Source organism: Burkholderia stabilis (assembly GCF_001742165.1).
GTDB classification, from domain to species: Bacteria; Pseudomonadota; Gammaproteobacteria; order Burkholderiales; family Burkholderiaceae; genus Burkholderia; species Burkholderia stabilis.
In genome coordinates this window covers 498,723-521,034 of record NZ_CP016444.1, presented here as the reverse complement: position 1 = coordinate 521,034, position 22,312 = coordinate 498,723, and the positions used below count along the sequence as shown (strand labels likewise).

Annotated in this window: 18 protein-coding genes; 10 read left to right on the top strand and 8 right to left on the bottom strand. The window is 67.8% G+C overall.

Annotated elements, in window-relative coordinates; genetic code table 11:
- Positions 1-82: 82 nt before the first annotated feature.
- From BBJ41_RS34900 to BBJ41_RS34860, 9 genes are all read left to right on the top strand, one after another.
- Positions 83-709 (top strand): paraquat-inducible protein A, encoded by a 627-nt coding sequence (locus BBJ41_RS34900; RefSeq protein ID WP_069750873.1) that lies wholly within the window; start codon positions 83-85, stop codon positions 707-709.
- Positions 706-1,353, top strand: coding sequence for a paraquat-inducible protein A (locus BBJ41_RS34895; RefSeq protein WP_069750872.1), 648 nt, complete (start codon positions 706-708; stop codon positions 1,351-1,353). The genes BBJ41_RS34900 and BBJ41_RS34895 overlap by 4 nt, the downstream gene beginning before the upstream one ends.
- Positions 1,350-3,020: a PqiB family protein gene (locus BBJ41_RS34890; RefSeq protein WP_069750871.1), complete on the top strand. Its 1,671-nt coding sequence runs from the start codon at positions 1,350-1,352 to the stop codon at positions 3,018-3,020. The genes BBJ41_RS34895 and BBJ41_RS34890 overlap by 4 nt, the downstream gene beginning before the upstream one ends.
- Complete coding sequence (locus tag BBJ41_RS34885) at positions 3,017-3,646, top strand: PqiC family protein (RefSeq protein ID WP_069750870.1); 630 nt, start codon at positions 3,017-3,019, stop codon at positions 3,644-3,646. The genes BBJ41_RS34890 and BBJ41_RS34885 overlap by 4 nt, the downstream gene beginning before the upstream one ends.
- A gap of 164 nt (positions 3,647-3,810) precedes the next feature.
- Complete coding sequence (locus tag BBJ41_RS34880; RefSeq protein ID WP_069750869.1) at positions 3,811-5,430, top strand: FMN-binding glutamate synthase family protein; 1,620 nt, start codon at positions 3,811-3,813, stop codon at positions 5,428-5,430.
- Positions 5,431-5,943: 513 nt separating this feature from the next.
- Positions 5,944-6,474, top strand: a complete 531-nt coding sequence (msrB, locus tag BBJ41_RS34875; protein ID WP_069750868.1) for a peptide-methionine (R)-S-oxide reductase MsrB — start codon at positions 5,944-5,946, stop codon at positions 6,472-6,474.
- A 34-nt stretch (positions 6,475-6,508) separates the two neighbouring features.
- Positions 6,509-8,353, top strand: coding sequence for a cytochrome c biogenesis protein DipZ (locus BBJ41_RS34870; protein ID WP_069750867.1), 1,845 nt, complete (start codon positions 6,509-6,511; stop codon positions 8,351-8,353).
- A 58-nt stretch (positions 8,354-8,411) separates the two neighbouring features.
- Positions 8,412-9,155, top strand: a complete 744-nt coding sequence (msrA, locus tag BBJ41_RS34865) for a peptide-methionine (S)-S-oxide reductase MsrA (protein WP_069750866.1) — start codon at positions 8,412-8,414, stop codon at positions 9,153-9,155.
- A 218-nt stretch (positions 9,156-9,373) separates the two neighbouring features.
- A complete protein-coding gene (locus BBJ41_RS34860; RefSeq protein ID WP_069750865.1) occupies positions 9,374-10,489 on the top strand; it encodes an aromatic ring-hydroxylating oxygenase subunit alpha in 1,116 nt (371 codons plus the stop codon).
- Positions 10,490-10,523: 34 nt separating this feature from the next.
- Here the strand turns inward: BBJ41_RS34860 and BBJ41_RS34855 are convergent, their stop codons facing one another.
- From BBJ41_RS34855 to BBJ41_RS34820, 8 genes are all read right to left on the bottom strand, one after another.
- On the bottom strand, positions 10,524-10,919 hold the full coding sequence (locus tag BBJ41_RS34855; RefSeq protein ID WP_069750864.1) for a cytidine deaminase: 396 nt from the start codon (positions 10,917-10,919) through the stop codon (positions 10,524-10,526).
- Positions 10,920-11,037: 118 nt separating this feature from the next.
- The gene (deoA, locus tag BBJ41_RS34850) at positions 11,038-12,354 is read right to left on the bottom strand and encodes a thymidine phosphorylase (RefSeq protein ID WP_069750863.1); all 1,317 of its coding nucleotides are present in this window, start codon (positions 12,352-12,354) and stop codon (positions 11,038-11,040) included.
- Between the two features lie 38 nt (positions 12,355-12,392).
- Complete coding sequence (locus BBJ41_RS34845; protein ID WP_069750862.1) at positions 12,393-13,667, bottom strand: NupC/NupG family nucleoside CNT transporter; 1,275 nt, start codon at positions 13,665-13,667, stop codon at positions 12,393-12,395.
- 252 nt (positions 13,668-13,919) lie between these two features.
- The gene (gene hydA, locus BBJ41_RS34840) at positions 13,920-15,377 is read right to left on the bottom strand and encodes a dihydropyrimidinase (RefSeq protein ID WP_069750861.1); all 1,458 of its coding nucleotides are present in this window, start codon (positions 15,375-15,377) and stop codon (positions 13,920-13,922) included.
- Between the two features lie 52 nt (positions 15,378-15,429).
- Positions 15,430-16,938: an NCS1 family nucleobase:cation symporter-1 gene (locus tag BBJ41_RS34835; RefSeq protein WP_069751455.1), complete on the bottom strand. Its 1,509-nt coding sequence runs from the start codon at positions 16,936-16,938 to the stop codon at positions 15,430-15,432.
- Between the two features lie 100 nt (positions 16,939-17,038).
- On the bottom strand, positions 17,039-18,346 hold the full coding sequence (gene preA, locus BBJ41_RS34830) for an NAD-dependent dihydropyrimidine dehydrogenase subunit PreA (RefSeq protein ID WP_069750860.1): 1,308 nt from the start codon (positions 18,344-18,346) through the stop codon (positions 17,039-17,041).
- A gap of 63 nt (positions 18,347-18,409) precedes the next feature.
- Complete coding sequence (locus tag BBJ41_RS34825) at positions 18,410-19,747, bottom strand: NAD(P)-dependent oxidoreductase (RefSeq protein WP_069750859.1); 1,338 nt, start codon at positions 19,745-19,747, stop codon at positions 18,410-18,412.
- A 127-nt stretch (positions 19,748-19,874) separates the two neighbouring features.
- On the bottom strand, positions 19,875-21,155 hold the full coding sequence (locus BBJ41_RS34820) for a Zn-dependent hydrolase (RefSeq protein WP_069750858.1): 1,281 nt from the start codon (positions 21,153-21,155) through the stop codon (positions 19,875-19,877).
- A 356-nt stretch (positions 21,156-21,511) separates the two neighbouring features.
- On the opposite strand from BBJ41_RS34820, the gene BBJ41_RS34815 reads away from it, so the two are divergent.
- A complete protein-coding gene (locus BBJ41_RS34815; RefSeq protein ID WP_069750857.1) occupies positions 21,512-22,204 on the top strand; it encodes a TetR/AcrR family transcriptional regulator in 693 nt (230 codons plus the stop codon).
- Positions 22,205-22,312 lie beyond the last annotated feature (108 nt).

Here is a 22,312-nt window from a genome sequence, read left to right as displayed (position 1 = left end):
CAAGCCGCACAAAAACGTCCATCGACGCCAAGCACACTGCAAAGCAAGTCATCGAATCTATCCGCGCGCGCAACCCGAACACATGGACACATTTCCGACCCTGATCGCCTGCGAGCATTGCGACAGCGTCTACCGACGCCGCGCGCTGGCGCCTCACGAGGTCGCGCGCTGCGAACGATGTTCCGCGGTGCTGTTTCGATCGAGCTGGCTCGATATCGACCGGTGGCTCGCACTGGCGGTTGCGGCCGGCGTGGTCTTTGCCATCGCCAACCTCTGCCCGATCATGCGGATCAGCATGCAGGGGCTGCACAGCGAGGCCACGCTGTGGCAATCCGCGCTCGCGCTTGCCCAGGGCTTCGCCGCGCCGATCGCGATTCCCACGGCCCTCGCCATCGTGGTGGTGCCGTTCCTGCAGATCGCCACGCTGATCTGGGTGCTGGCCTTTGCCCGTGCCGGACATCGCGCACCCGCGTTCGGCCCGCTGATGCGGCTGCTCGTCGCGCTGCGGCCATGGAGCATGATCGAGGTCGGATTGCTCGGCATCCTCATCGCCATCATCAAGCTGTCCAGCATCATGCAGATCATTCCCGGCGCCGGCTTGTGGGCCACGACCGTTCTGATGGTGCTGATCTCGCTGATCGCGGGGCACGATACGCGCCAGCTATGGGACCGGGTCGTGCCGGTGGAACCCGCCGGAGGCCACCCGTGAGCCTGCCCGTGCGCGCCGGTCAACTGGGCATGGTCGGGTGCCATGCGTGCGGCCTCGTCTGCCGCACACATGCATCCGCCACGCCGGCCGCCGAGCCACCTGCCGCCGAAACGGAACGCTGCCCGCGGTGCGGGTCCGCGCTGCATGCGCGTCGTTCGGACAGCATCGTGCGTGCGTGGGCGCTCCTGATCGCCAGCCTGATCTTCTACATCCCGGCCAACCTGTTGCCGGTGATGCGCACCACGCTGCTCGGCAGCCACAGCGAATCGACGATCCTCAGCGGCGTCGTGGTGTTCTGGAAAGCCGGCTCGTACGGCATTGCGTCGGTCATCTTCATCGCGAGCGTCGTCGTGCCGTGCACGAAGTTCCTCGCGATCGGCACGTTGCTCGTCACGACCGGCCGGCGCAGCGTGACGGCCATGCGCGAGCGGACCGTGCTGTACCGCGCGGTCGAGCTGGTCGGCTACTGGTCGATGCTCGACGTGCTGGTCGTCGCGATCATCTGTGCGCTGGTGAAGTTCGGTCCGCTGTCCGAGATCGAGCCGCGCGCCGGCATTTTGTTTTTCGGCATGGTCGTCATCCTCACGATGCTGTCTGCGATGAGTTTTGACCCACGCCTCATTTGGGACGCCGAGGAAGCATGAATCCTGCATCCGGCCCGCAAGGCCTCGAACCCCACGACCCGCCCGTATCACGCAACCGCATGCGGCTTTCCCTCGTCTGGCTCGTGCCGCTCGTCGCGGCGTTGATCGGCCTGTCGATGGTGATCCACGCGTGGTTGTCCGTCGGACCGGAAATCACGATCACGTTCAACACCGCGCAGGGCCTCGAGGCCGGCAAGACGCCCGTCAAGTACAAGGACGTCGTGATCGGCACCGTGACCGCCATTTCGCTGAGCGACGACAGTTCACACGTGGTCGCGACGGTTTCGTTCGTGAAGAATGCGCGCAACCTCATTCGCGACGACACGCGCTTCTGGGTCGTGCGGCCCCGCGTCGGCATGAGCGGCGTATCGGGCATCGATACGCTGTTCTCGGGCGCATACATCGGCATGGACACGGGCCGCTCGGACAAGGCGCGCAAAGCCTACACCGGGCTCGAAACGCCGCCTACCGTCATCAACGGCACGCCGGGGACGAGCTTCGCGTTGCGCGCCGCCGATCTCGGCTCGCTCGATATCGGCTCGCCGGTCTACTACCGCCATCTGATGGTGGGCCACGTGGCGTCGTACAAGCTCGACATGCAAAGTCGCGACATGAACCTGCAGGTGTTCATCGATGCGCCGTACGATCGCCTGGTGACGACCGATACGCGCTTCTGGAATGCGAGCGGCATGGATCTTTCGCTCGACGCGAACGGCCTGAAGCTGAAAACCCAGTCGGTCGCGACGATCGTGGGCGGCGGCATCGCGTTCGCGACACCGGAAGACGGCGGCACGACGGCCGCCCCTGCCGGCAACCTGTTTACGCTCGCCGTCGACGAAGCCGCCGCGATGGCCGCGCCGGACGGTCCGTCCCAGCTCATCCGGCTGCGTTTCGAACAGCCGTTGCGCGGGCTCGCGGTCGGGGCGCCGGTGGAATTTTCCGGCATCGAAATGGGCAAGGTCGTCTCGACCCAGCTCGACTTCGACCGTAGCGCGCAGCGCTTCCAGTCCATCGTCATGGTCAAGGTCTATCCGTATCGGCTCGGCCCCGTCGTCGAGAAACTGCAGAAGACCGAAGGCAACGGCAATCCGCGCGCCGCCCAGTTCCTCGCGGGCCTGGTCGAGTACGGGCTCCGGGCGGAAACGCGTACCGGCAACCTGCTGACGGGTCAGCTCTACATTTCGTTCGATTTCGTGAAGAACGCGCCGAAGGTGCCGTTCGATGCCAATGCGACGCCGCTGACCATTCCCACCGTCACGAGTGCGTTCGACAAGCTGCCGGAGCAGATCGCGGACATCGTCGACAAGATCAACAAGATGCCGCTGGATTCGATCGGCAAGCATGTCGATTCGAGCCTGACGAACCTGGACGCGACGCTCAGGCAGGTCAACGGCCAGCTGCTGCCGTCGACGACGCGCGCGCTCGACCAGGCGAACCAGACGTTCGGCGCATTGCGCCAGGGCATCGCCGAGGACGGCCCGCTACAGGAAAACCTGGCGAACACGCTGACCGAAGTCCAGCGCACCGCGCGATCGTTGCGCACGCTGACCGACATGCTGGGCCGCCGCCCCGAATCGCTGCTCCGCGGCGCCGGGGCCGATCATGCACCGCTCGCGCCCGCCGACACTTCAAACCCGCCTGTCCAACAGGAGCCACGACAACCATGAGCTTCCCGATTCGCGCCAGGACGATCGCCCTGGGCGCCGGCGCCGTCATCACGCTGACCGCCTGCGCGTCGAACCCGGTGCATTACTACACGCTCGTCTCGCCGGCCGCGTCCGCGACGGCGACGACCGCGCGCGGCACCGTGCCGCTGGCGATCAACGTGTTGCCGGTCGGCATCCCCGCCCAGCTCGACCAGCAGCAGATGGTCGTTCGCAGCGGCACGGGCACCGCGGTGATACTCGACAACGAACGCTGGGTCGCACCGCTCGGCGACGAGCTGCGCGCGGCGCTTTCGTCGGCACTCGTCGAGCAACTGGGCGCGCGCAACGTCACCGGCCTGCCGCGCCCGTCGAACCAGACCGTCATGAGCATCCGCACGCAGGTGCGCCGCTTCGACGCGTGGCCGGGGCGCATGGCCCAGTTCGAAGCCGACTGGGCCGTCGGCGTGCAGCAGGACACGCCGGGCCCGCGCATATCGTGCAGCACGCGGCTCAACGAGGCCGCCCCTGGGAGCTATGCCGACATGGTGCGCGTGCAACAGCGCATGATCGAGCAGTTCGCCGCCCGGATCGCGAGCGCCGTGCGCAGCTTCGGCAGCGGGCGTCCTGCCTGCCCCGCCGATTCGTAATTCATTCCGCCCAAGGTTCACAAATTCATGATCAGGCGTCGCCGGCGTCGTTCCTGAAGCCGACCCGGCCTATTGAGGTTTCGTGGCTGGATTGACGGCGCCTGAAACCCCCGATCGACCTTCCACAGTCGCTCGGTGCGCTCGATCTTTCTCATGGAGTTCCAATGTTCAGCAAACGCTACCTAGCGATGTGGTGCGTGGCCCTTTTCTTCGCTGCCGTTGCCATCCTCGTGGCCCGGCAGGCGATCTCGTGGTTGTGGCTCATTCCTGTCACCGCGCTGATCGTTCTAGGCCTGTCCGACATGCGGCAGCACCGGCACGCGATCCTGCGCAATTACCCGCTCGCGGGCCACCTGCGTTTCCTGTCCGAGTTCATTCGCCCGGCCGTGCGTCAGTACTTCATCGAGGGCGACACCGACGAGAAGCCGTTCTCGCATGTGCAGCGCAGCCTCGTCTACCAGCGAGCAAAAAACGTCGGGGACAAGCGACCGTTCGGCACCAAACTCGATGTGAAGATCGTCGCGCACCAGTGGATCGATCATTCGCTCGTGCCGACACAACTCGACGGACACGATTTCCGGATCCGCGTCGGCGCGTCCCGCCTGGCGCCGTACGACATGTCGATCTTCAACGTCTCGGCGATGAGCTTCGGCGCGCTGTCGGCGAATGCGATCCGCGCCCTCAATCGCGGCGCGAAGCAAGGCAACTTCGCGCACGACACGGGTGAAGGGTCCATTTCGCCGTACCATCGCGAACATGGCGGCGACCTCATTTGGGAAATCGGTTCGGGCTACTTTGGTTGCCGAAACGCCGATGGCACATTCGACCCGGATCGATTCGCGCAGCAAGCGCGCGATGGGCAGGTGAAAATGATCGAGGTGAAGCTGTCGCAGGGCGCGAAGCCCGGTCACGGTGGCATCCTCTCCGCGGCGAAAGTGACGCGCGAAATCGCCGAGACGCGCGGCATCCCGATGGGGCAGGACTGCATCTCGCCGTCCGCGCACTCGGCGTTCGCGACGCCTCGCGAACTGCTCGTCTTCATTGACCAACTGCGCGATCTTTCGGGTGGCAAGCCGACCGGCTTCAAGCTGTGTATCGGACATCCCTGGGAGTTCTTCGGCATTGCGAAGGCCATGCTGGAAACCGGCATCGTGCCGGATTTCATCGTGGTCGACGGTGCGGAAGGCGGCACCGGCGCCGCACCGCTCGAATTTACCGACCACGTTGGCATGCCGCTGCAGGAAGGCTTGCTGATCGTGCACAACACGTTGGTCGGGATCGGCTTGCGTGATCAGGTGAAGCTCGGCGCAAGCGGCAAGATCATCACCGCATTCGACATCGCACGCGCGCTCGCGATCGGCGCGGACTGGATCAACTCGGCACGCGGCTTCATGTTCGCAGTCGGCTGTATCCAGGCGCAGCACTGCGATACAGGCCGCTGCCCGACCGGCGTCGCGACCCAGGATCCCGCTCGCCAGCGCGCGCTCGTCGTGCCTGACAAGGCCGAGCGCGTCTACAATTTCCACCGCAATACGCTGCACGCGCTGCAGGAGCTGGTGCAAGCTGCGGGCCTTGAACACCCGTCCGAGTTGCGCGCGCATCACATTGTCCAGCGTGTCACGCCGCACCAGATCGATCTTTTGTCGTCGCTGCTCGAGTATCTGAAGCCGGGTGTGCTGCTGGGTGACGGACCCTTTGGGTCCGCGCTGTATGACACGTGGTGGCCAGTCGCGCGCAGCGATTCGTTCTCGCCGGGAAAGATTGTGTACGAGCGACTCGGGTGATGTGCCGAACTGATGTCCCGGACCGAGATCAAGTCGTCGCAGTCGATCAGGAGATGCGCAGACCGGTGTCAACTGGCGGCATTGTCACGTTAGCGCAGGATGACGAGATGATTCGGACATCGCGGTAAGCAACGGCAGAACGTTCGACGCAAACACGCCTGCGATCCTGTGGGCACGAAGGGTCGTGCAGCCCATGCTTTTCGATCGCACCTTGCTGCAACTTGCCGCCCTCCTTTCGGCCTTTCTTTCCGCGCCTCCTGTTGATCGCCTACCCGACACCGCAAACATAAAAAAAACACTAAAAAGTTGCGGCTCGTGCGGGATTCCCCCGGAAATGGGCGAACCGCGAATTCCCCGAAAATCCTTGTCAGACGGGGCTCTGACGGATTCGGCGGCGCCGGCCGGAGCACCCGGCAATTAATCACGATTCCTTTAACTTTCCGTGAGGACTTCGACACCGGCTGCCGCCTACGATGGGCGCATGTTTTCAGGACCTGCTTCCAGGAGCCCATCATGCCCACCCGCAGACATCTGCTGTTCGCCGGCGCCACCGGCCTCGCCGCGCTCGCGGCACTGTCGTCCGCCGGCCGCCGCGCGCTGGTCGGCCGCGCGTTCGCTGCGCCGCCGGCCACCCCGCAGCCGGGCACCCGCTTCGAAATCACGCTCAGCGACGCCGAATGGCATCGCCGGCTCACGCCCGCCCAGTACGACGTCCTGCGCGACGCCGGCACCGAGCGGCCGTACAGCAGCCCGCTGAACGACGAGCACCGGCACGGCACGTTCGCGTGCGCCGGCTGCGACCTCGCGCTGTTCTCGTCGGCCGCCAAGTTCGACAGCCACACGGGCTGGCCGAGCTTCTGGAAGCCGCTCGACCACGCGGTCGCGACCAACACCGACGCGTCGTTCGGGATGATCCGCACCGAAGTGCACTGCCGCCGCTGCGGCGGCCATCTCGGGCACGTGTTCGACGACGGCCCGGCGCCGACCGGCCTGCGCTACTGCATGAACGGGCTCGCGCTCGCCTTCCACCCGGCCGCCGCCTGATCCGGCCCTGCTTCGACCGACTGGAGAACGCACCATGCTGCTCATCGTCCTTGCCTATCTCGGCGGCGTGCTCACGATCCTGAGCCCGTGCATCCTGCCCGTGCTGCCATTCGTGTTCGCGCGCGCTGACCAGCCGTTCGTGCGCACCGGCCTGCCGCTGCTCGCCGGCATGGCGCTCACGTTCGCCGTCGTCGCGACGCTCGCCGCCGTCGGCGGCGGCTGGGTCGCGCAGGCCAACCAGGCCGGCCGCTGGATCGCGATCGTGCTGCTCGCCGTGTTCGGCCTGACGCTGCTGATGCCGCGCTTCGCGGAACACCTGACGCGCCCGCTCGTCGCTGCCGGCAACCGGCTCACCGGGCTCGCGCAGCGCGACGGCCGCCCGGCCGGCCCCGCGTCGTCGCTGCTGCTCGGCGTCGCGACGGGCCTGCTGTGGGCGCCCTGCGCAGGCCCGATCCTCGGGCTCGTGCTGACCGGCGCCGCGCTGCGCGGCGCGAGCGTCGGCACGACGCTGCTGCTCGTCGCATATGCGGCCGGCGCGGCGACATCGCTCGCCGTCGCGCTCGTGATCGGCGGCAAGGTGTTCGCCGCGATGAAGCGCTCGCTCGGCGCCGGCGAATGGATCCGGCGCGGCATCGGCGTAGCGCTGCTGGCCGGCGTCGGCGCGATCGCGCTCGGCCTCGATACCGGCGCACTCGCGCAACTGTCGACCGTCGCGACGGGCGGGCTCGAGACGAAGCTCATCGACCGGCTCGGCGGCCGCTCGAACGGCACGCCGGCGGCGATGGCCGCGACCGGCGATGCCGCCGGCAACGCGGCGGGCGGCGCGATGATGGCGGCGACCGCCGATGGCGCGCAGCCCGGCGGCGCAATGATGCGCGCGGTCGGCTCGACGCCGTCCGCGCTGCCCGTCGAAGGCACGCTGCCGTCGCTCGACGGGGCCGTGCAGTGGCTGAACTCGCCGCCGCTGACCGCGGCCGGCCTGCGCGGCAAGGTCGTGCTCGTCGATTTCTGGACGTACTCGTGCATCAACTGCCTGCGCACGCTGCCTTACACGAACGCGTGGGCGCGCAAGTACGCGCCGTACGGGCTCGTCGTGATCGGCGTGCATGCGCCGGAATTCGCGTTCGAGCGCGACATCGGCAACGTGAAGAAGGCCGTGCACGACCTCGGTATCGACTACCCGGTCGCGATCGACAACGGCTATTCGATCTGGCGCGCGTTCGGCAACGAATACTGGCCGGCGCACTACTTCGTCGACGCGCAGGGACGCATCCGCCATCACCACTTCGGCGAAGGCGAATACGCGCAGTCGGAACGCGCGATCCAGTCTCTGCTCGCCGAAGCCGGCCATCCGGAAGCATTGAACGTGCCGCTCGGGCTGGCCGGTGCGCCCGCGAAGGGCGCGCTCGCGGCGGCGGACGCCGCGGACGTGCGCTCGCCCGAAACCTATGTCGGTTATGCGCGCGCGGAGGACTTCACGTCGCCGGGCGGCGTCGTGCGCGATGCGGCGCACCGCTACGACGCGCCGGCGCGCCCCGATCTCAACGACTGGGGCCTCGCCGGCACGTGGCAGGTCGGCGCCGAGCGCGCGACGCTCGCCGCACCGGCCGGCCGGATCGTCTACCGCTTCCATGCGCGCGACCTGCACCTCGTGCTCGGCCCCGGCGAGAACGGCCAGCCGGTGCGCTTTCGCGTGACGCTCGACGGCGCGGCGCCCGGCGCCGCGCACGGTGCCGACATCGATGCGCAGGGCTACGGCACCGTCACCGGGCAGCGCCTGTACCAGCTCGTCAGGCAGCCCGGCGCGATCGCCGACCGCACGTTCGCGATCGAGTTTCTCGATCGCGGTGTCGATGCGTACGCATTCACTTTCGGTTGAACGCGGGCGCCCCGTCATCCGCGCACCGTCTTCCACCCGCATTCCGAAGGAGCAAACGATGAACCCGATTCCCCCCCGCGATGCCGCGCCGCGACGGCGCGCGGCCATGCTGCGCCGCATCGGCGCGATCGCCGTCGCGGCCGCCGCCGTGTTCGGCTTCCAGCGCATCGTCAATTCCGCCGAACCGATGCGCACCGTGCCCGCGCCGACGCTCGACGAAACGCCCGGCGCGTCGCACGACGAGACGGCCGTGTTCGCCGGCGGCTGCTTCTGGGGCGTGCAGGGCGTGTTCGAGCACGTGAAGGGCGTGAAGCAGGTCACGGCCGGTTATGCGGGCGGCGCGTCCGAAACCGCGCACTACGCGCTCGTCGGCTCCGGGCTGACGGGGCACGCGGAATCGGTCCGCATCGTCTACGACCCGACGCAGGTCACGTACGGCCGGCTGCTGCAGGTGTTCTTCTCGGTCGCGCACGATCCGACCGAGCTCAACCGGCAAGGCCCCGACGATGGGCCGCAGTACCGCTCCGCGATCTTCCCGACCACCGCGCAGCAACGCGCGGTCGCGACCGCGTACATCGCGCAGCTCGGCGGCGCGCACGTGTTTCCCGCGCCCGTCGTCACGCGCGTCGAGGCCTACAAGGGGTTCTATCCGGCCGAGGCCTATCACCAGAACTACCTCGAGCTGCATCCCGACGCGCCGTATATCGCGTTCAACGACCTGCCGAAGGTCGCCGGGCTGAAGCAGCGCTTCCCGGCGCTGTACCGCTCCGACGCGGTGCTGTGGCGCGATACCGGTTCGTGACCGGCAACCGGCCGCGTGACGGGGACTGCCCGCCGCGCGGCCCGGGCCGGGCGCCTCACGTGCGGCCCGGGTTGCGCCGCATCAAGGAAATCGCGCCTGCCGTGCCGGGGCAAACCCGCATCGCGTCCGCCGCAACGGGTAACTTCGCGTAGACTTCTCCTGATCCACGCCGCGCCATGCGGCGTTCGGAACACCCGCCCAGCCAGGAGGCGTCACGCATGCTCGCAGTGCCCTTGCCTGACAGCAGCACCGTCGGAGAACCCTCTTCCGGCACCGGCGTGCGCGATCTGCGCCGCGTGCCGATTCATCCCGATCACTGGTATCCGCTCGCGTGGTCGCGCGAGCTCAAGCGCGGCAAGACGCTCGGCGTGCGCTTCGCCGGCGATCCGATCGTACTCGTGCGCACCGAATCGGGCGCCGTGTACGCGCTCGAAGATCGTTGCGCGCACCGCCAGGTGCCGCTGCATGCGGGCGTCGTGAGCGGCGAAACGCTGCGCTGCTGCTATCACGGGTGGACCTACGCGTGCGACAGCGGCCGCTGCGTCGACGTGCCCTATCTCGGCCGCGAGCGCTTGCCGAACGGCGTGCGCGCGTACCCGTGCCGCGAATCGCACGGGCTGATCTTCGTGTTTCCCGGCGACGCGACGCTCGCCGACACGCGGCCGTTCCCCGCGCTCGAATCGGCGGACAACCGCGCGTACAAAACTCGCCGCTTCGGCCGCGAGGTCAAGTGCCACTACTCGTTCATGCACGAGAACCTGATGGACATGAACCATCAGTTCCTGCACCGCAAGCAGATGGGACAGATGCGCGCGCGCTCGGTGGGCCGTCGCCGCGGCGACGACTGGGTCGAGGTCGACTACACGTTCGCGCGGATGGAGGGCAAGCAGCCGGTCGGCGAGGCACTCGTGTTCGGCGCAAGCAAGAAGCCGGCCGACCAGTCCGACAAGAGCGTGATGACGGTGCGCACCGGCTATCCGTACCAGACACTGCAGATCCGTTCGAGCGAAGGCACGCTCGTGATGGATCTGTGGATCGTCTACGTGCCGCTCGACGCCGAGCAACGCACCAATCGCACGTTCGGCATGCTGTCGATCCACAAGCCCGGCATCCCGTTCGCGCTCGATCTCGCATGGCCGCTGCTCGTGTGGTTCACCGAGCGCATCTTCCGCGAGGATCGCTGGATCGTCGAGCGCGAGCAGGAAGCGCACGATCGCCAGGGCGCCGACTGGAACCACGAAGTGTTTCCGGTCATCAACGAGCTGCGCGACCTGCTGCGCCAGTGCGGCGCACGCACCGTGATCCCGATCCGCGAAGCGCGCGACGGCGCATGATCCGTGCGTCGCGGGTGCGCCGCGACGCATGCCGTCACAACCGGAACGCGCCCGGCAGCAACGCGTGCGCCGTCGTGACCTCGACCGCGCCTTGCAGGTTGCCCAGGATCACTTCGATATCCGGCAGGCCAATCTCGATGATCACCTGGCGGCACGCGCCGCACGGTGCGATCGGGCCGTCCGTGTCGCCGACGACCGCGAGCCGCGCGAAGTCCCCCGGACGATAGCCGGCCGCGATCGCCGCAAACATCGCCGTGCGCTCCGCGCAATTGCACAGCCCGTACGACGCGTTCTCGACGTTGCAGCCGTGAAAAATCGTCCCGTCGCGCGCCTGCAGCGCCGCGCCGACCTTGAAGCGCGAATACGGCGCATACGCGCGTTCGCGCGCCGCCTTGGCCTGTTCGATCAGTGCGTCCCGTTCCGTTGCCATGGTGCCTCCGCTAGTGGGCCGGGATGCATCGGCGCAGCCGCATCCCGGCGCGCGCGATACTCCCCGTGATGTGAAGCCGCCGCGCGCACGTGTCTCCCGTGCCGGCAGCGGTTATCGGTCAGCCGATCCGCTGGTGAATGGTCGGCGGCGCGTCGCCTGTCTCGCCCAGCACGTAGCCGTGCCGGACCGCTTCCACCGCGCGTGCCGCGGCGGCATCGTCGCGGGCGTGCACGCAGCCCAGCGGCTGCCCGGCCTCGACGCGCTGCCCGATCTCCGCGAGCGCCGTCAGGCCGACGCTGTGGTCGATCGCATCTTCCGCGCGCGTGCGCCCGCCGCCGAGCGCGACGACCGCGAGCCCAAGCGCGCGGCAATCGACCCGCCGCACGACGCCGCTCGCGCGCGCCGGCACCGGCACGACCACCACCGCCGGCGCAAGATGACGCCCGGGCGCCTCGATCAGGTCCGCGGGGCCGCCGAGCGCCGCGATCATCCTCGCGAAACGCTCCGCCGCCGCGCCCGAATCGAGCGCTCGCTGCAGCATCGCGCGCGCCTGTGCGGTATCGCGCGCCAGCCCGCCGGTGACGAGCAACTCCGCCGCAAGCGCCATCGTGACGTCATGCAGGCGGGCCGGCCGCGACCGGCCCGTCAGGTAGTCGATCGCGCACGCCACTTCGAGCGCATTGCCCGCGCACGGCGCAAGCGACTGGTTCATGTCGGTGAGGATCGCGGTCGTCTTCATGCCGGCGCCGTTGCCGACGTCGACGATGCTGCGCGCGAGTTCCGCCGATTGCTCGACGGTCGGCATGAACGCGCCGGAGCCGACCTTGACGTCCATCACGAGCCCGTCGAGTCCCGCCGCGAGTTTCTTCGACAGGATCGACGCGGTGATCATCGCGACCGACTCGACCGTCGCCGTCACGTCGCGAATCGCGTAGATGCGCTTGTCGGCCGGCGCGAGCCGCGCGGTCTGCCCGATGATCGCGACGCCGACGTCGCGCACCGTGCGGCGAAACGCGTCCGTATCGGGCGTCACGTCGTAACCGGGAATCGCGCCGAGCTTGTCGAGCGTGCCGCCGGTATGGCCGAGCCCGCGCCCCGAAATCATCGGCACGTACCCGCCGCAAGCGGCCACCATCGGCCCGAGCATCAGCGACACGACATCGCCGACGCCGCCGGTCGAATGCTTGTCGATCACCGGCCCGTCGAGATCGAGCGCACGCCAGTCGAGCACGTCGCCCGAGTCGCGCTGCGCGAGGGTCAGCGCGACGCGCTCGTCGACGCTCAGGTCGTTGAAATACACGGCCATCGCGAACGCGGCCACCTGGCCTTCGGTCACGCTGCCGTCGGTCACGCCGCGCACGAACGCGGTTATCCCGTCGCGATCGAGCGGCTGCCGGTTGCGCTTCTGGCGGATGAATTCCTGCGGTAGAAACATCGTGCGTCTCCTCGATCGGTCAGCGGCCGCTGCACGGTTCAATGCAGGGAAAAGAACAGGCCGGCAATCGCGGCGCTCATCAAGTTCGATAATGTCGCGGCCGTCAGCGCGCGCAAGCCGTGCCGCGCGACTTCGGAGCGACGCTCGGGCGCGACTGCGCTGAAGCCGCCGGCGAGAATCGCGATCGACGAGAAGTTCGCGAAGCCGCACAGCGCGAACGACACGATCGCGAGCGTCTTCGGGTCGAGCACCTGCAGGCCGGCCGCCGCGACATGCGTGCTGCCCTTCAGATACGGCGACAGGTCGCCGTAGGCGACGAACTCGTTGAAGATCAGTTTCTCGCCGATGAAGTTGCCGGCCAGCATCGCATCGTGCCACGGCACGCCGATGATCCAGGCCAGCGGCGCGAACAGGTGGCCGATGAGGCTCACCAGCGTGATCTGCGGAAAGCCCGCGAACGTGGCCACGCCGCCGACGATGAGGTTCATCAGCGCGATCAGCCCGACGAACGCGATCAGCATCGCGCCGACGTTGATCGCGATCCGCAGGCCGACCGATGCACCGGACGCCGCCGCCTCGATCACGTTGGCGGCCCGCTTGTCGTCGAAATCGAGACCGTCGACCACCACGCGGCTCGGCTCGACGGTCGGAAACAGCAGCTTGCCGAACAGCAGGCCGCCCGGCACCGCCATGAACGACGCGGCGAGCAGATATTCCATCTTCACACCGAGGCCGGCGTAGCCGACCAGCACCGAGCCCGCAACCGACGCCATGCCGCTCGCCATCACGGTGAAGATCTCGGCGCTCGTCATGTTCCGCACGAACGGCTTCACGAGCGCGGGCATCTCGCTCTGTCCGAGGAAGATCGTCGCGACGGCCGAGCACGCCTCGATGCGGCTCACGCCGAGCACTTTCGACAGCCCGGCGCCGAGGATCGCGACGATCCACTTCATCACGCCGATGTAGTACAGCACCGCGATCAGCGCAGTGACGAAGATGATCATCGGCAGCACGCGCAGGCCGAACACGAAGCCGCCGTCGCCGAACAGCTGGAACATCCGGCTGTCGACCAGCCCGCCGAACACGAACGCGATACCGTGATTGCCCATGTCGAGCACGCGATTGACGCCGTTCGCGGCCGCGGCCAGCACCGCGCGCCCGCTCGGCACGAACAGCACCAGCGCGCCGATCGCAAGCTGCGTGAGCAGCGCGGCGATCATGGTCCGCCCGCTCACCGCGCGCCGGTTGTTCGACAGCAGGTAAGCCACCAGCAACAGGAACAGCATGCCCAGGAGACTGCGCAGAATATCCACCTTGTGCTCCTTTCTCACTATTTGAACTGTCCGGCGGGCGGCCCGAAGCCCGCGGCCCTGCATGGGGTGGGTGGATGTTACCCGCTTGATATGCGTGGCGGCAACGCCGTCAAAATCGCTGTCGCCAGTGCCGTCGATCGTTGCTTTTTTTTCGCTTCTCCGGCTTGCTCAGTATGTCTATCTACCGCGCAAAAACGCGCGGGGCGTGCCGTTCGCCGCCCGAACGGACACGCCCCGCATCACCTGCGCCGCTCAGCCGGCGCGCTCGACCGGATGCGGTTCGCGCAGCCGGTTCGCAATGCGCGCGGCCTCGTAGTAGCCGGCGGCCGGCGGGCGCTTCAGATAGCGGCCCGCGCCACGCACCGCGCGCAGCTCGCCGTCGGCCCATGCGAGCGCGCCGCGCGTGAGCGTGTGCGTCGCGACGCCCTGCACCGTCATCCCCTCGAACACGTTGAAGTCGACCTGCTGGTGATGGGTCTTCACCGAGATCGTCTTCGTCGCGGCCGGGTCCCACACGACGAGGTCGGCATCGGCGCCCACCTGCACGGCGCCCTTGCGCGGATACAGGTTGAAGATCTGCGCGGCGTTCGTCGACGTGATCCGCACGAACTCGTTCGGCGTGATGCGGCCATGATTCACGCCGTGATGCCACAGCACCGACATGCGATCCTCGACGCCGCCGCAGCCGTTCGGAATCTTCGTGAAATCTTCGCGGCCCATCGCCTTCTGCGACGCGCAGAACACGCAGTGATCGGTCGCGGTCGTATGCAGCTGCCCCGACTGCAGCCCGCGCCACAGCGCTTCGCGATGCTCGGCCGAGCGGAACGGCGGGCTCATCACGTGCGCGGCCGCGCGCGTCCAGTCCGGGTCGCGATAGACGGCCTCGTCGATCACGAGGTGGCCCGGCAGCACTTCGCCGAACACGCGCAGCCCTTCGCTACGTGCGCGCGTGATCGCGTCGACCGCATCCTTCGCCGACACGTGCACGATATACACCGGCACGCCGAGCACCTGCGCGATGCGGATCGCGCGGTTCGCGGCTTCGCCCTCGACCTCCGGCGGCCGCGACAGCGGATGCGCCTCCGGCCCGGTCATCCCGCGCGCGAGCAGCGCCTTCTGCAACTGGAACACGAGCTCGCCGTTCTCCGCGTGCACGGTCGGCAGCGCGCCGAGTTCGAGCGAACGCGAGAAGCTGTTCACGAGCACCTCGTCGTCGGCCATGATCGCGTTCTTGTACGCCATGAAGTGCTTGAAGCTCGACACGCCGTGCTCGCGCACGAGCGTGCCCATGTCGCGGTGCACGCTCTCGTCCCACCACGTCACCGCCACGTGAAAACCGTAGTCGGATGCCGCTTTCTCGGCCCAGCCGCGCCATGCGTGGAACGCGTCCATCAGCGGCTGTTTCGGGCTCGGGATCACGAAGTCGATGATGCTCGTCGTGCCGCCCGACAGCCCGGCGGCCGTGCCCGAGTAGAAATCGTCGCTCGCCGTCGTGCCCATGAACGGCAGTTCCATGTGCGTGTGCGGATCGATGCCGCCGGGCATCACGTACTGGTCGTGCGCGTCGACGACGGTCGCGCCGGCCGGCGCGTCGATCTTCTCGGCGATCTGCAGGATCGTCCCGCCGTCCTGCGGGTCCGCGCACAGGACGTCCGCGCGATAGGAGCGGTCTGCATCGACCACGGTGCCGCCGCGAATCAGGATTGCCATTTCGTTGCCTCCTCGTTGACTGTCGGGTGCCGCATGCGGCGAACGTCGCGCGTCATGCGCTCGCGATCTGCGCGCGCTGTCCGGCGCGCCACTTCATCCAGGTGCCGTACACGCCCGACGCCAGCACGAGGCCGACGAACCACGCGTACGTGTAGAGCGTATTGAAGAACGCCGGCACGTTCGGGAACGACGCCGGAAATGCGGTGTGCAGGAAGCCCGGCAGGTTCGGCAGCACGCCGACCGCGAGCGCGATCAGTGCGGCCGGGTTCCAGCCGCGCGCGTAGCTGAAGTCGCCGCGTTCGTCGAACAGTGCGCGCGTGTCGAGCCGCGTGCCGCGAATCAGGAAGTAGTCGACCATCAGGATGCCCGCGACGGGCCCGAGCAGCGCCGAATACCCGACGAGCCAGGTGAAGATGTAGCCGTCGGTCGTCGCGAGGATCTTCCACGGCATCATCACGATCGCGATCGTCGCGGTGATCATCCCGCCCGCGCGGTACGAGATCGCCTTCGGCCACAGGCTCGAGAAGTCGTACGCGGGGCCGACGAGATTCGCGGCGAGGTTGCAGCACATCGTGTCGAGCGTGAGGATCACGAGCGCGATGCCCACGCCGATGCCCGTCATCCGGCTCGTCAGGTCGATCGGGTCCCAGATCGCGTTGCCGTAGATCACGACGGTCGCCGACGTCACGACGACCGACACCACCGACAGCAGCGCCATCGGCAGCGGCAGCCCGATCGACTGCCCGATCATCTGGTCGCGCTGCGAATGCGCGAAACGCGTGAAATCGGGAATGTTCAGCGCGAGCGTGGCCCAGAAGCCGACCATCGCGGTCAGGCCCGGCCAGAACGTCGCCCAGAACAGCCCGGCTTTCTTGCCGCCCGCCGCGAACTGCGACGGCGCCGACAGCATCGAGCCGAAACCGCCCGCCTTCGACGTCGCCCACCACACGAGCGCCACGCACATCACGACCTTGATCGGCGCAGACCAGCTCTCGAGCCAGCGGATCGAATCGGTGCCGTGCCAGATGAAGTACAACTGCAGCGCCCAGAACACGAGGAAGCACGCGAGCTGCCCGAACGAGATGCCGATGACCGGCAGCGCCGCGCCGTGCAGCGCATTGCCGGTCAGGATGTTCAGCAGCGTATAGATCGCGCTGCCGCCGAGCCAGGTCTGGATGCCGTACCAGCCGCACGCGACGATCGCGCGCAACAGCGCCGGCAGCTTCGCCCCCTGCGTGCCGAACGACGCGCGCACGAGCACCGCGTACGGAATCCCGTGCTTCGCGCCCGCATGACCGATCAGCAGCATCGGCACGAGCACGATCAGGTTGCCGAGCAGCACGGTCATGACCGCCTGCCACGGCGACATGCCTTCCTGGATCAGCCCGGCCGCGAGCATGTACGACGCGATGTTCATCACCATCCCGACCCACAGCGCCGCGAAGTGATACCACTTCCACGTGCGCTGCGCCGGCGTCGTCGGCGCGAGGTCGTCGTTGTACAGGCTGCCGCCCGGCGCCGTGGCGCTGTCGGGCTCGGCGGGATTCGCTGCGGATTTCATCGAACGCACTCCACGTAAACGTCAGCGCCGGCATCGCACGATGCCGGCCCGGAGAGACGAAAAACGGCGGCCCTGACAATCCCGCGCCGCCGGATACCGGTCAAGCCGCCTTCGCGTGTTTCTCGGGCGCCGCCGGGTTCGCCCCCGTGTCGGCGCGCGCCGGATTGTTCGGATGCGTGGTCCAGTTCGCATATTCGCCCGAGTCGACGCGCTCCATCGTGATGCATTGCTCGACCGGACACACATGCATGCAAAGATTGCACCCGACGCACTCCGCATCGATCACTTCGAAGTGCCGCACGCCGTCCTTCTCGCGCGTGATCGCCTGATGCGACGTGTCCTCGCACGCGATATGGCACAGCCCGCACTGGATGCAGCGGTCCTGGTCGATGCGCGCCTTGATGTCGTACTTCAGGTTCAGGTATTTCCAGTCGGTCACGTTCGGCACCGCGCGGCCGCGCACGTCGTCGAGCGTCGCGTAGCCCTTCTCGTCCATCCAGTTCGACAGCCCGTCGGCGAGATCCGACACGATCCGGAAGCCGTAATGCATCGCGGCGGTGCACACCTGCACGCTGCCGGCGCCGAGCACCATGAATTCGGCCGCGTCGCGCCACGTCGAGATGCCGCCGATGCCCGAGATCGGCAGGTTCGGCGTTTCCGGGTCACGCGCGATTTCCGCGACCATGTTCAATGCGATCGGCTTGACCGCCGGGCCGCAATAACCGCCGTGCGTGCCCTTGCCGTCGACGGTCGGCATCGGCGCCATGTGATCGAGATCGACTGCGACGATCGAGTTGATCGTGTTGATCAGCGACACGCCGTCCGCGCCGCCCTTGTATGCGGCGCGCGAGCCCATCCGGATGTCGCTGATGTTCGGCGTGAGCTTCACGAGGCACGGCAGCTTCGTGCCTTCCTTCACCCAGCGCGTGACCATCTCGACGTATTCGGGCACCTGCCCGACGGCCGCGCCCATCCCGCGCTCGCTCATCCCGTGCGGACAGCCGAAGTTCAGTTCGACCGCATCGGCGCCGGTATCCTCGACGAGCGGCAGGATCCATTTCCAGTCGCGCTCGTTGCACGGCACCATCAGCGACACGATCAGCGCGCGGTCGGGCCAGTCGCGCTTCACTTGCGCGATCTCTCTCAGGTTCACGTCGAGCGGGCGGTCGGTGATCAGCTCGATGTTGTTCAGCCCCGCGATGCGCTGGCCGTTCCATTGCACGGCGCCGTAGCGCGAACTGACGTTGACGACGTGCGGATCGAGCCCGAGCGTTTTCCAGACCACGCCGCCCCAGCCCGCCTCGAACGCGCGGTTGACGTTGTAGGCCTTGTCGGTCGGCGGCGCGGACGCCAGCCAGAAGGGGTTCGGCGAAGTGATGCCCGCGATGGTGCAGCGAAGGTCGGCCATGTTCGGCTCCGTGAGAGTGGGGTCGCTATCGTTGTGTCCGGGTGTGCTCGGCGTGTCGCGCGTTCACGCAGCCTTCGCGTCGCGCTGCGCGAGCGCGGCATCGATCGATGCGGCCGCGCGCTTGCCGTCCTGCACGGCCTGCACCGTGAGGTCGATGCCGTCCGTTGCCGCGCAGTCGCCGCCGGCCCACACGTCGGGCCATGCGGTGCGGCCGTCCGCATCCACCGCGATGCGCGTACCGTCCGCCGTCAGCAACGCCGGCTCGACGCCATTGGGCGCGAGCGTCTGGCCGATCGCCTTCAGCACCATGTCCGCGTCGACGGTGAAGCGCTCGCCCGATGCCGCCTCGAATTCGACGCCCGTCACCTGCCCGTTCGCGCCCGCCATGCGCACCGGCTTCGCGTGCGTGACGAGCGTGACGCCGCTCTTCTGCGCGAACTCGCGCTCGGCCCACGTCGCGCTCATCGTGTCCACGCCGCGCCGGTAGACCATCGTCACACGCTCGGCGCCGAGCTTGCGGCTTTGCACGGCCGCGTCGATGGCCGTGTTGCCGCCGCCGATCACGACCACGCGCCGCCCGACCGGCACGTTCTCCAGCGCGTCGGCCTGCCGCACCTGCTCGATGAAGTCGACCGCGTTCATCACGCCGGCCAGTTGCTCGCCGTCGATCGCCAGCGCGCGCACGCCGCCGAGGCCCATCGCGAGAAACACTGCGTCGTGCTGCTCGCGCAACGCGTCGAGCGTCACGTCACGCCCGAGCGCCACGCCCGTTTGCAGCGTGATCCCGCCGACCGACAGCAGCCACTCGACTTCGCGCTGCGCGAAATCGTCGACGGTCTTGTATGCGGCGATCCCGTATTCATTGAGGCCGCCGGCCTTCTGCCGCGCGTCGAACAGCGTGACGCGATGCCCGGCGAGTGCGAGCCGGTGCGCGCACGCGAGCCCGGCCGGCCCCGCGCCGACCACCGCGACATGACGGCCCGTATCGGGCGCGCGTTTGAAGCGCACCGCGCCGGTCTCCATCGCCCAGTCGGTCGCGTGCCGCTGCAGCGCGCCGATCGCGACCGGTTGCGAATCCTGATGGTTGCGCACGCATGCGCCTTCGCACAGGATCTCGGTCGGGCACACGCGCGCGCACATCCCGCCGAGCGGATTCGCGGAGAGAATGTCGGTCGCGGCGCCCTTCAGGTTGCCGTTGCCGATCTTGCGGATGAAGCTCGGGATGTCGATCTGCGTCGGGCACGCCTGTACACACGGCGCGTCGTAGCAGTAGTGGCAGCGGCTGGCGGCCGCCGCCGCGGCAGTCGGATCGAGCAGCGGCGCGATATCGGCGAATTCGCACGAGAGTTGCGTGGACGACAGGCGATGCGCGGCGATATCGCCGGTTGGCTTGGTGGTCATACGCGTTCCTTCGACTGGGTGGAGACAAAGCCGTCCCCGCCGGCTGCGAATGCACAGTCGGGGCGGTGATGCTTGGGAATCCTGCGGTCAGGCGATGCGCGGCCTGCCGGCTGCTACGACCGATGCGTCATGAAGCCGGCTCGCATGCGCGCGACAGCATCGCGTGCAGCAGCACGTTCGCGCCGGCCTCGATCCACGCAGGCGTCGCGTCTTCGATCTCGTTGTGGCTGATGCCGTCGACACACGGCACGAACACCATCGACGTCGGCGCGACCTGCGCGAGATAACACGCGTCGTGGCCCGCGCCCGACACGATGTCGCGATGCGAGTAGCCGAAGCGCTCGGCCGCGCCGCGCACGGCGGCGACGCACGCCGGATCGAACGCGACGGGCTTGTAGTAGAAGATCTGCTCGAGCGCCGTTTCGAGCCCGATGTCGGCTGCGATGCGCGCGACGCCGTCGCGCAGCGCGGCGTCCATCTTCGCGAGCACGGCGTCGTCCGGATGACGGAAATCGACGGTGAAGAACACGCGGCCGGGAATCACGTTGCGCGAGTTCGGGTAGACCTGCATCATGCCGACCGTCGCGCAGCCGAACGGCGCATGGTCGAGGCCGATCCGGTTGACGAGATCGACCACGCGCGATGCGCCGAGCAGCGCGTCGCGGCGGCGCGGCATCGGCGTCGGGCCCGCATGCGCTTCCTGGCCGGTGAACGTGATCTCGTACCAGCGCTGCCCTTGCGCATCGGTCACGACGCCGATCGTCTTGCATTCCGCTTCGAGAATCGGGCCCTGCTCGATATGCAGTTCGAACGCCGCATGCAGCTTGCGCCCGCCGCACGGCACGTCGCCCGCGTAGCCGATGCGCGCCAGCTCCTCGCCGATCGTCTTGCCGTCGACATCCTTGCGCGACAGCCCGTATTCGAGCGGGAACACGCCCGCGAACACGCCGGAGGCGACCATCGCGGGCGCGAAGCGCGAGCCCTCCTCGTTGGTCCAGATCACCACTTCGACCGGATGCTCGGTCTCGATGCCGTGATCGTTGAGACTGCGAATCACTTCGAGGCCGCCGAGCACGCCGTAGATGCCGTCGAAACGGCCGCCCGTCGGCTGCGAATCCGCGTGCGAGCCGGTGACGACCGGCGCCGCGTCGGCCACGCGGCCCGCGCGGCGCATGAACACGTTGCCCATCGTGTCGACCGTCACCGTGCAGCCGGCGGCCTTCGCCCAGCTGACGATCAGGTCACGGCCGGCCTTGTCGAGATCGGTCAACGCGAGGCGGCACACGCCGCCCTTCGGCGTCGCACCGATTTTGGCGACCTCCATCAGGCTGTCCCACAACCGCTTGCCGTCGACCTTGATCGACGGGTCGAACACTGGCCGCTTCACTGCTTCCGATACCGCGTTCATTCGTATCGCTCCTGTGGGGTCGGTGATGTCGTCAGCCCGGTCTGTGCCGGTGCGTGCAATGCCTCATTCGGGGCATGCCCGCCCATGCGCGGTGCATATCCCGGTCATGCGCGAAGTTCGTCCGACGAATCGCCGGCACTGCCTTCCGCCGCTCGCCGAATCCTGTCCGATTGGACAGGTTTTAGACGATCAAAATGACCAAAGCAATGTCTTTCTTTCGTCGTTCGACAGAGCGAGAAACGTGCCATCGCAACGCAGCATCGCGGCGCACGCGCTGTGTCCGCACGCGTGCGCTCGATGCAATTGAGCGGCTAGAATGAAGCCCAACGCGGCATGCCCGCCGCGCGAGGGTAACGATGAGACATGACGAGGCGGCAGCCGAAGCGACCGACAGCGACGAAACGTCCGCGCCTTTGCGGCGACGCAAGGCGCACATCCGCGAGTCCAACGAAGCGCATCTGCTCGCCTGTGCGGAGGCCGTGTTCGCGGAGCGCGGGCTCGACGGCGCGAGCACCGCGATGATCGCGGAACGCGCGGGCCTGCCGAAGGCGAACCTGCATTACTACTTCCCGACGAAGCTTGCGCTGTACCGCCGCGTGCTGGAAGACCTGTTCGAGGACTGGCATCGCGCGGCCGGCTCGTTCGAGGCCGGCGACGATCCGGTGGAAGCGATCGGCGGCTACGTGCGCGCGAAGATGGCGCTGTCGCGTCGGCGCACGCTCGGCTCGAAGGTCTGGGCCAACGAGATCATCCAGGGCGCGGAGCACATGCAGGACATCCTGTCGCAACGCGTGAAGCCGTGGTTCGACACGCGCGTGAAGGTGATCGACGGCTGGATCGCGCGCGGGTTGCTCGCGCCGATCGATGCGCATGCGCTGATGTACCTGATCTGGGCAACCACGCAGCACTACGCCGATTTCGATGCGCAGATCCGCGCGCTGAGCGGCAAGCGCGCGTTCACGCAAAAGTCGTTCGACGAGCAGACCGAGCAGGTCGTGCAGCTCGTGATACGCGCATGCGGCGCGGTGTCGCCGCACGCGAAGCGCTAGCGCAGCGACGCGAGCCGCCGAAAACAAAACGGGCGACGGGCACCGCGCAGGTGTGTCCTGCACGATGCTCACCGTCGCCCGCGTCGCGATACGGCGAGCGTGCCGTAT

What these genes read in the sequence shown, in the direction of transcription:
- BBJ41_RS34855 (WP_069750864.1), bottom strand. Translation starts at nt 10,919, where the DNA reads ATGGCAACGGAACGGGACGCACTGATCGAACAGGCCAAGGCGGCGCGC.
- BBJ41_RS34890 (WP_069750871.1), top strand. Translation starts at nt 1,350, where the DNA reads ATGAATCCTGCATCCGGCCCGCAAGGCCTCGAACCCCACGACCCGCCC.
- deoA (WP_069750863.1), bottom strand. Translation starts at nt 12,354, where the DNA reads ATGTTTCTACCGCAGGAATTCATCCGCCAGAAGCGCAACCGGCAGCCG.
- msrB (WP_069750868.1), top strand. Translation starts at nt 5,944, where the DNA reads ATGCCCACCCGCAGACATCTGCTGTTCGCCGGCGCCACCGGCCTCGCC.
- BBJ41_RS34825 (WP_069750859.1), bottom strand. Translation starts at nt 19,747, where the DNA reads ATGACCACCAAGCCAACCGGCGATATCGCCGCGCATCGCCTGTCGTCC.
- BBJ41_RS34835 (WP_069751455.1), bottom strand. Translation starts at nt 16,938, where the DNA reads ATGAAATCCGCAGCGAATCCCGCCGAGCCCGACAGCGCCACGGCGCCG.
- msrA (WP_069750866.1), top strand. Translation starts at nt 8,412, where the DNA reads ATGAACCCGATTCCCCCCCGCGATGCCGCGCCGCGACGGCGCGCGGCC.
- preA (WP_069750860.1), bottom strand. Translation starts at nt 18,346, where the DNA reads ATGGCCGACCTTCGCTGCACCATCGCGGGCATCACTTCGCCGAACCCC.
- BBJ41_RS34885 (WP_069750870.1), top strand. Translation starts at nt 3,017, where the DNA reads ATGAGCTTCCCGATTCGCGCCAGGACGATCGCCCTGGGCGCCGGCGCC.
- BBJ41_RS34815 (WP_069750857.1), top strand. Translation starts at nt 21,512, where the DNA reads ATGAGACATGACGAGGCGGCAGCCGAAGCGACCGACAGCGACGAAACG.
- hydA (WP_069750861.1), bottom strand. Translation starts at nt 15,377, where the DNA reads ATGGCAATCCTGATTCGCGGCGGCACCGTGGTCGATGCAGACCGCTCC.
- BBJ41_RS34900 (WP_069750873.1), top strand. Translation starts at nt 83, where the DNA reads ATGGACACATTTCCGACCCTGATCGCCTGCGAGCATTGCGACAGCGTC.
- BBJ41_RS34820 (WP_069750858.1), bottom strand. Translation starts at nt 21,155, where the DNA reads ATGAACGCGGTATCGGAAGCAGTGAAGCGGCCAGTGTTCGACCCGTCG.
- BBJ41_RS34860 (WP_069750865.1), top strand. Translation starts at nt 9,374, where the DNA reads ATGCTCGCAGTGCCCTTGCCTGACAGCAGCACCGTCGGAGAACCCTCT.
- BBJ41_RS34880 (WP_069750869.1), top strand. Translation starts at nt 3,811, where the DNA reads ATGTTCAGCAAACGCTACCTAGCGATGTGGTGCGTGGCCCTTTTCTTC.
- BBJ41_RS34870 (WP_069750867.1), top strand. Translation starts at nt 6,509, where the DNA reads ATGCTGCTCATCGTCCTTGCCTATCTCGGCGGCGTGCTCACGATCCTG.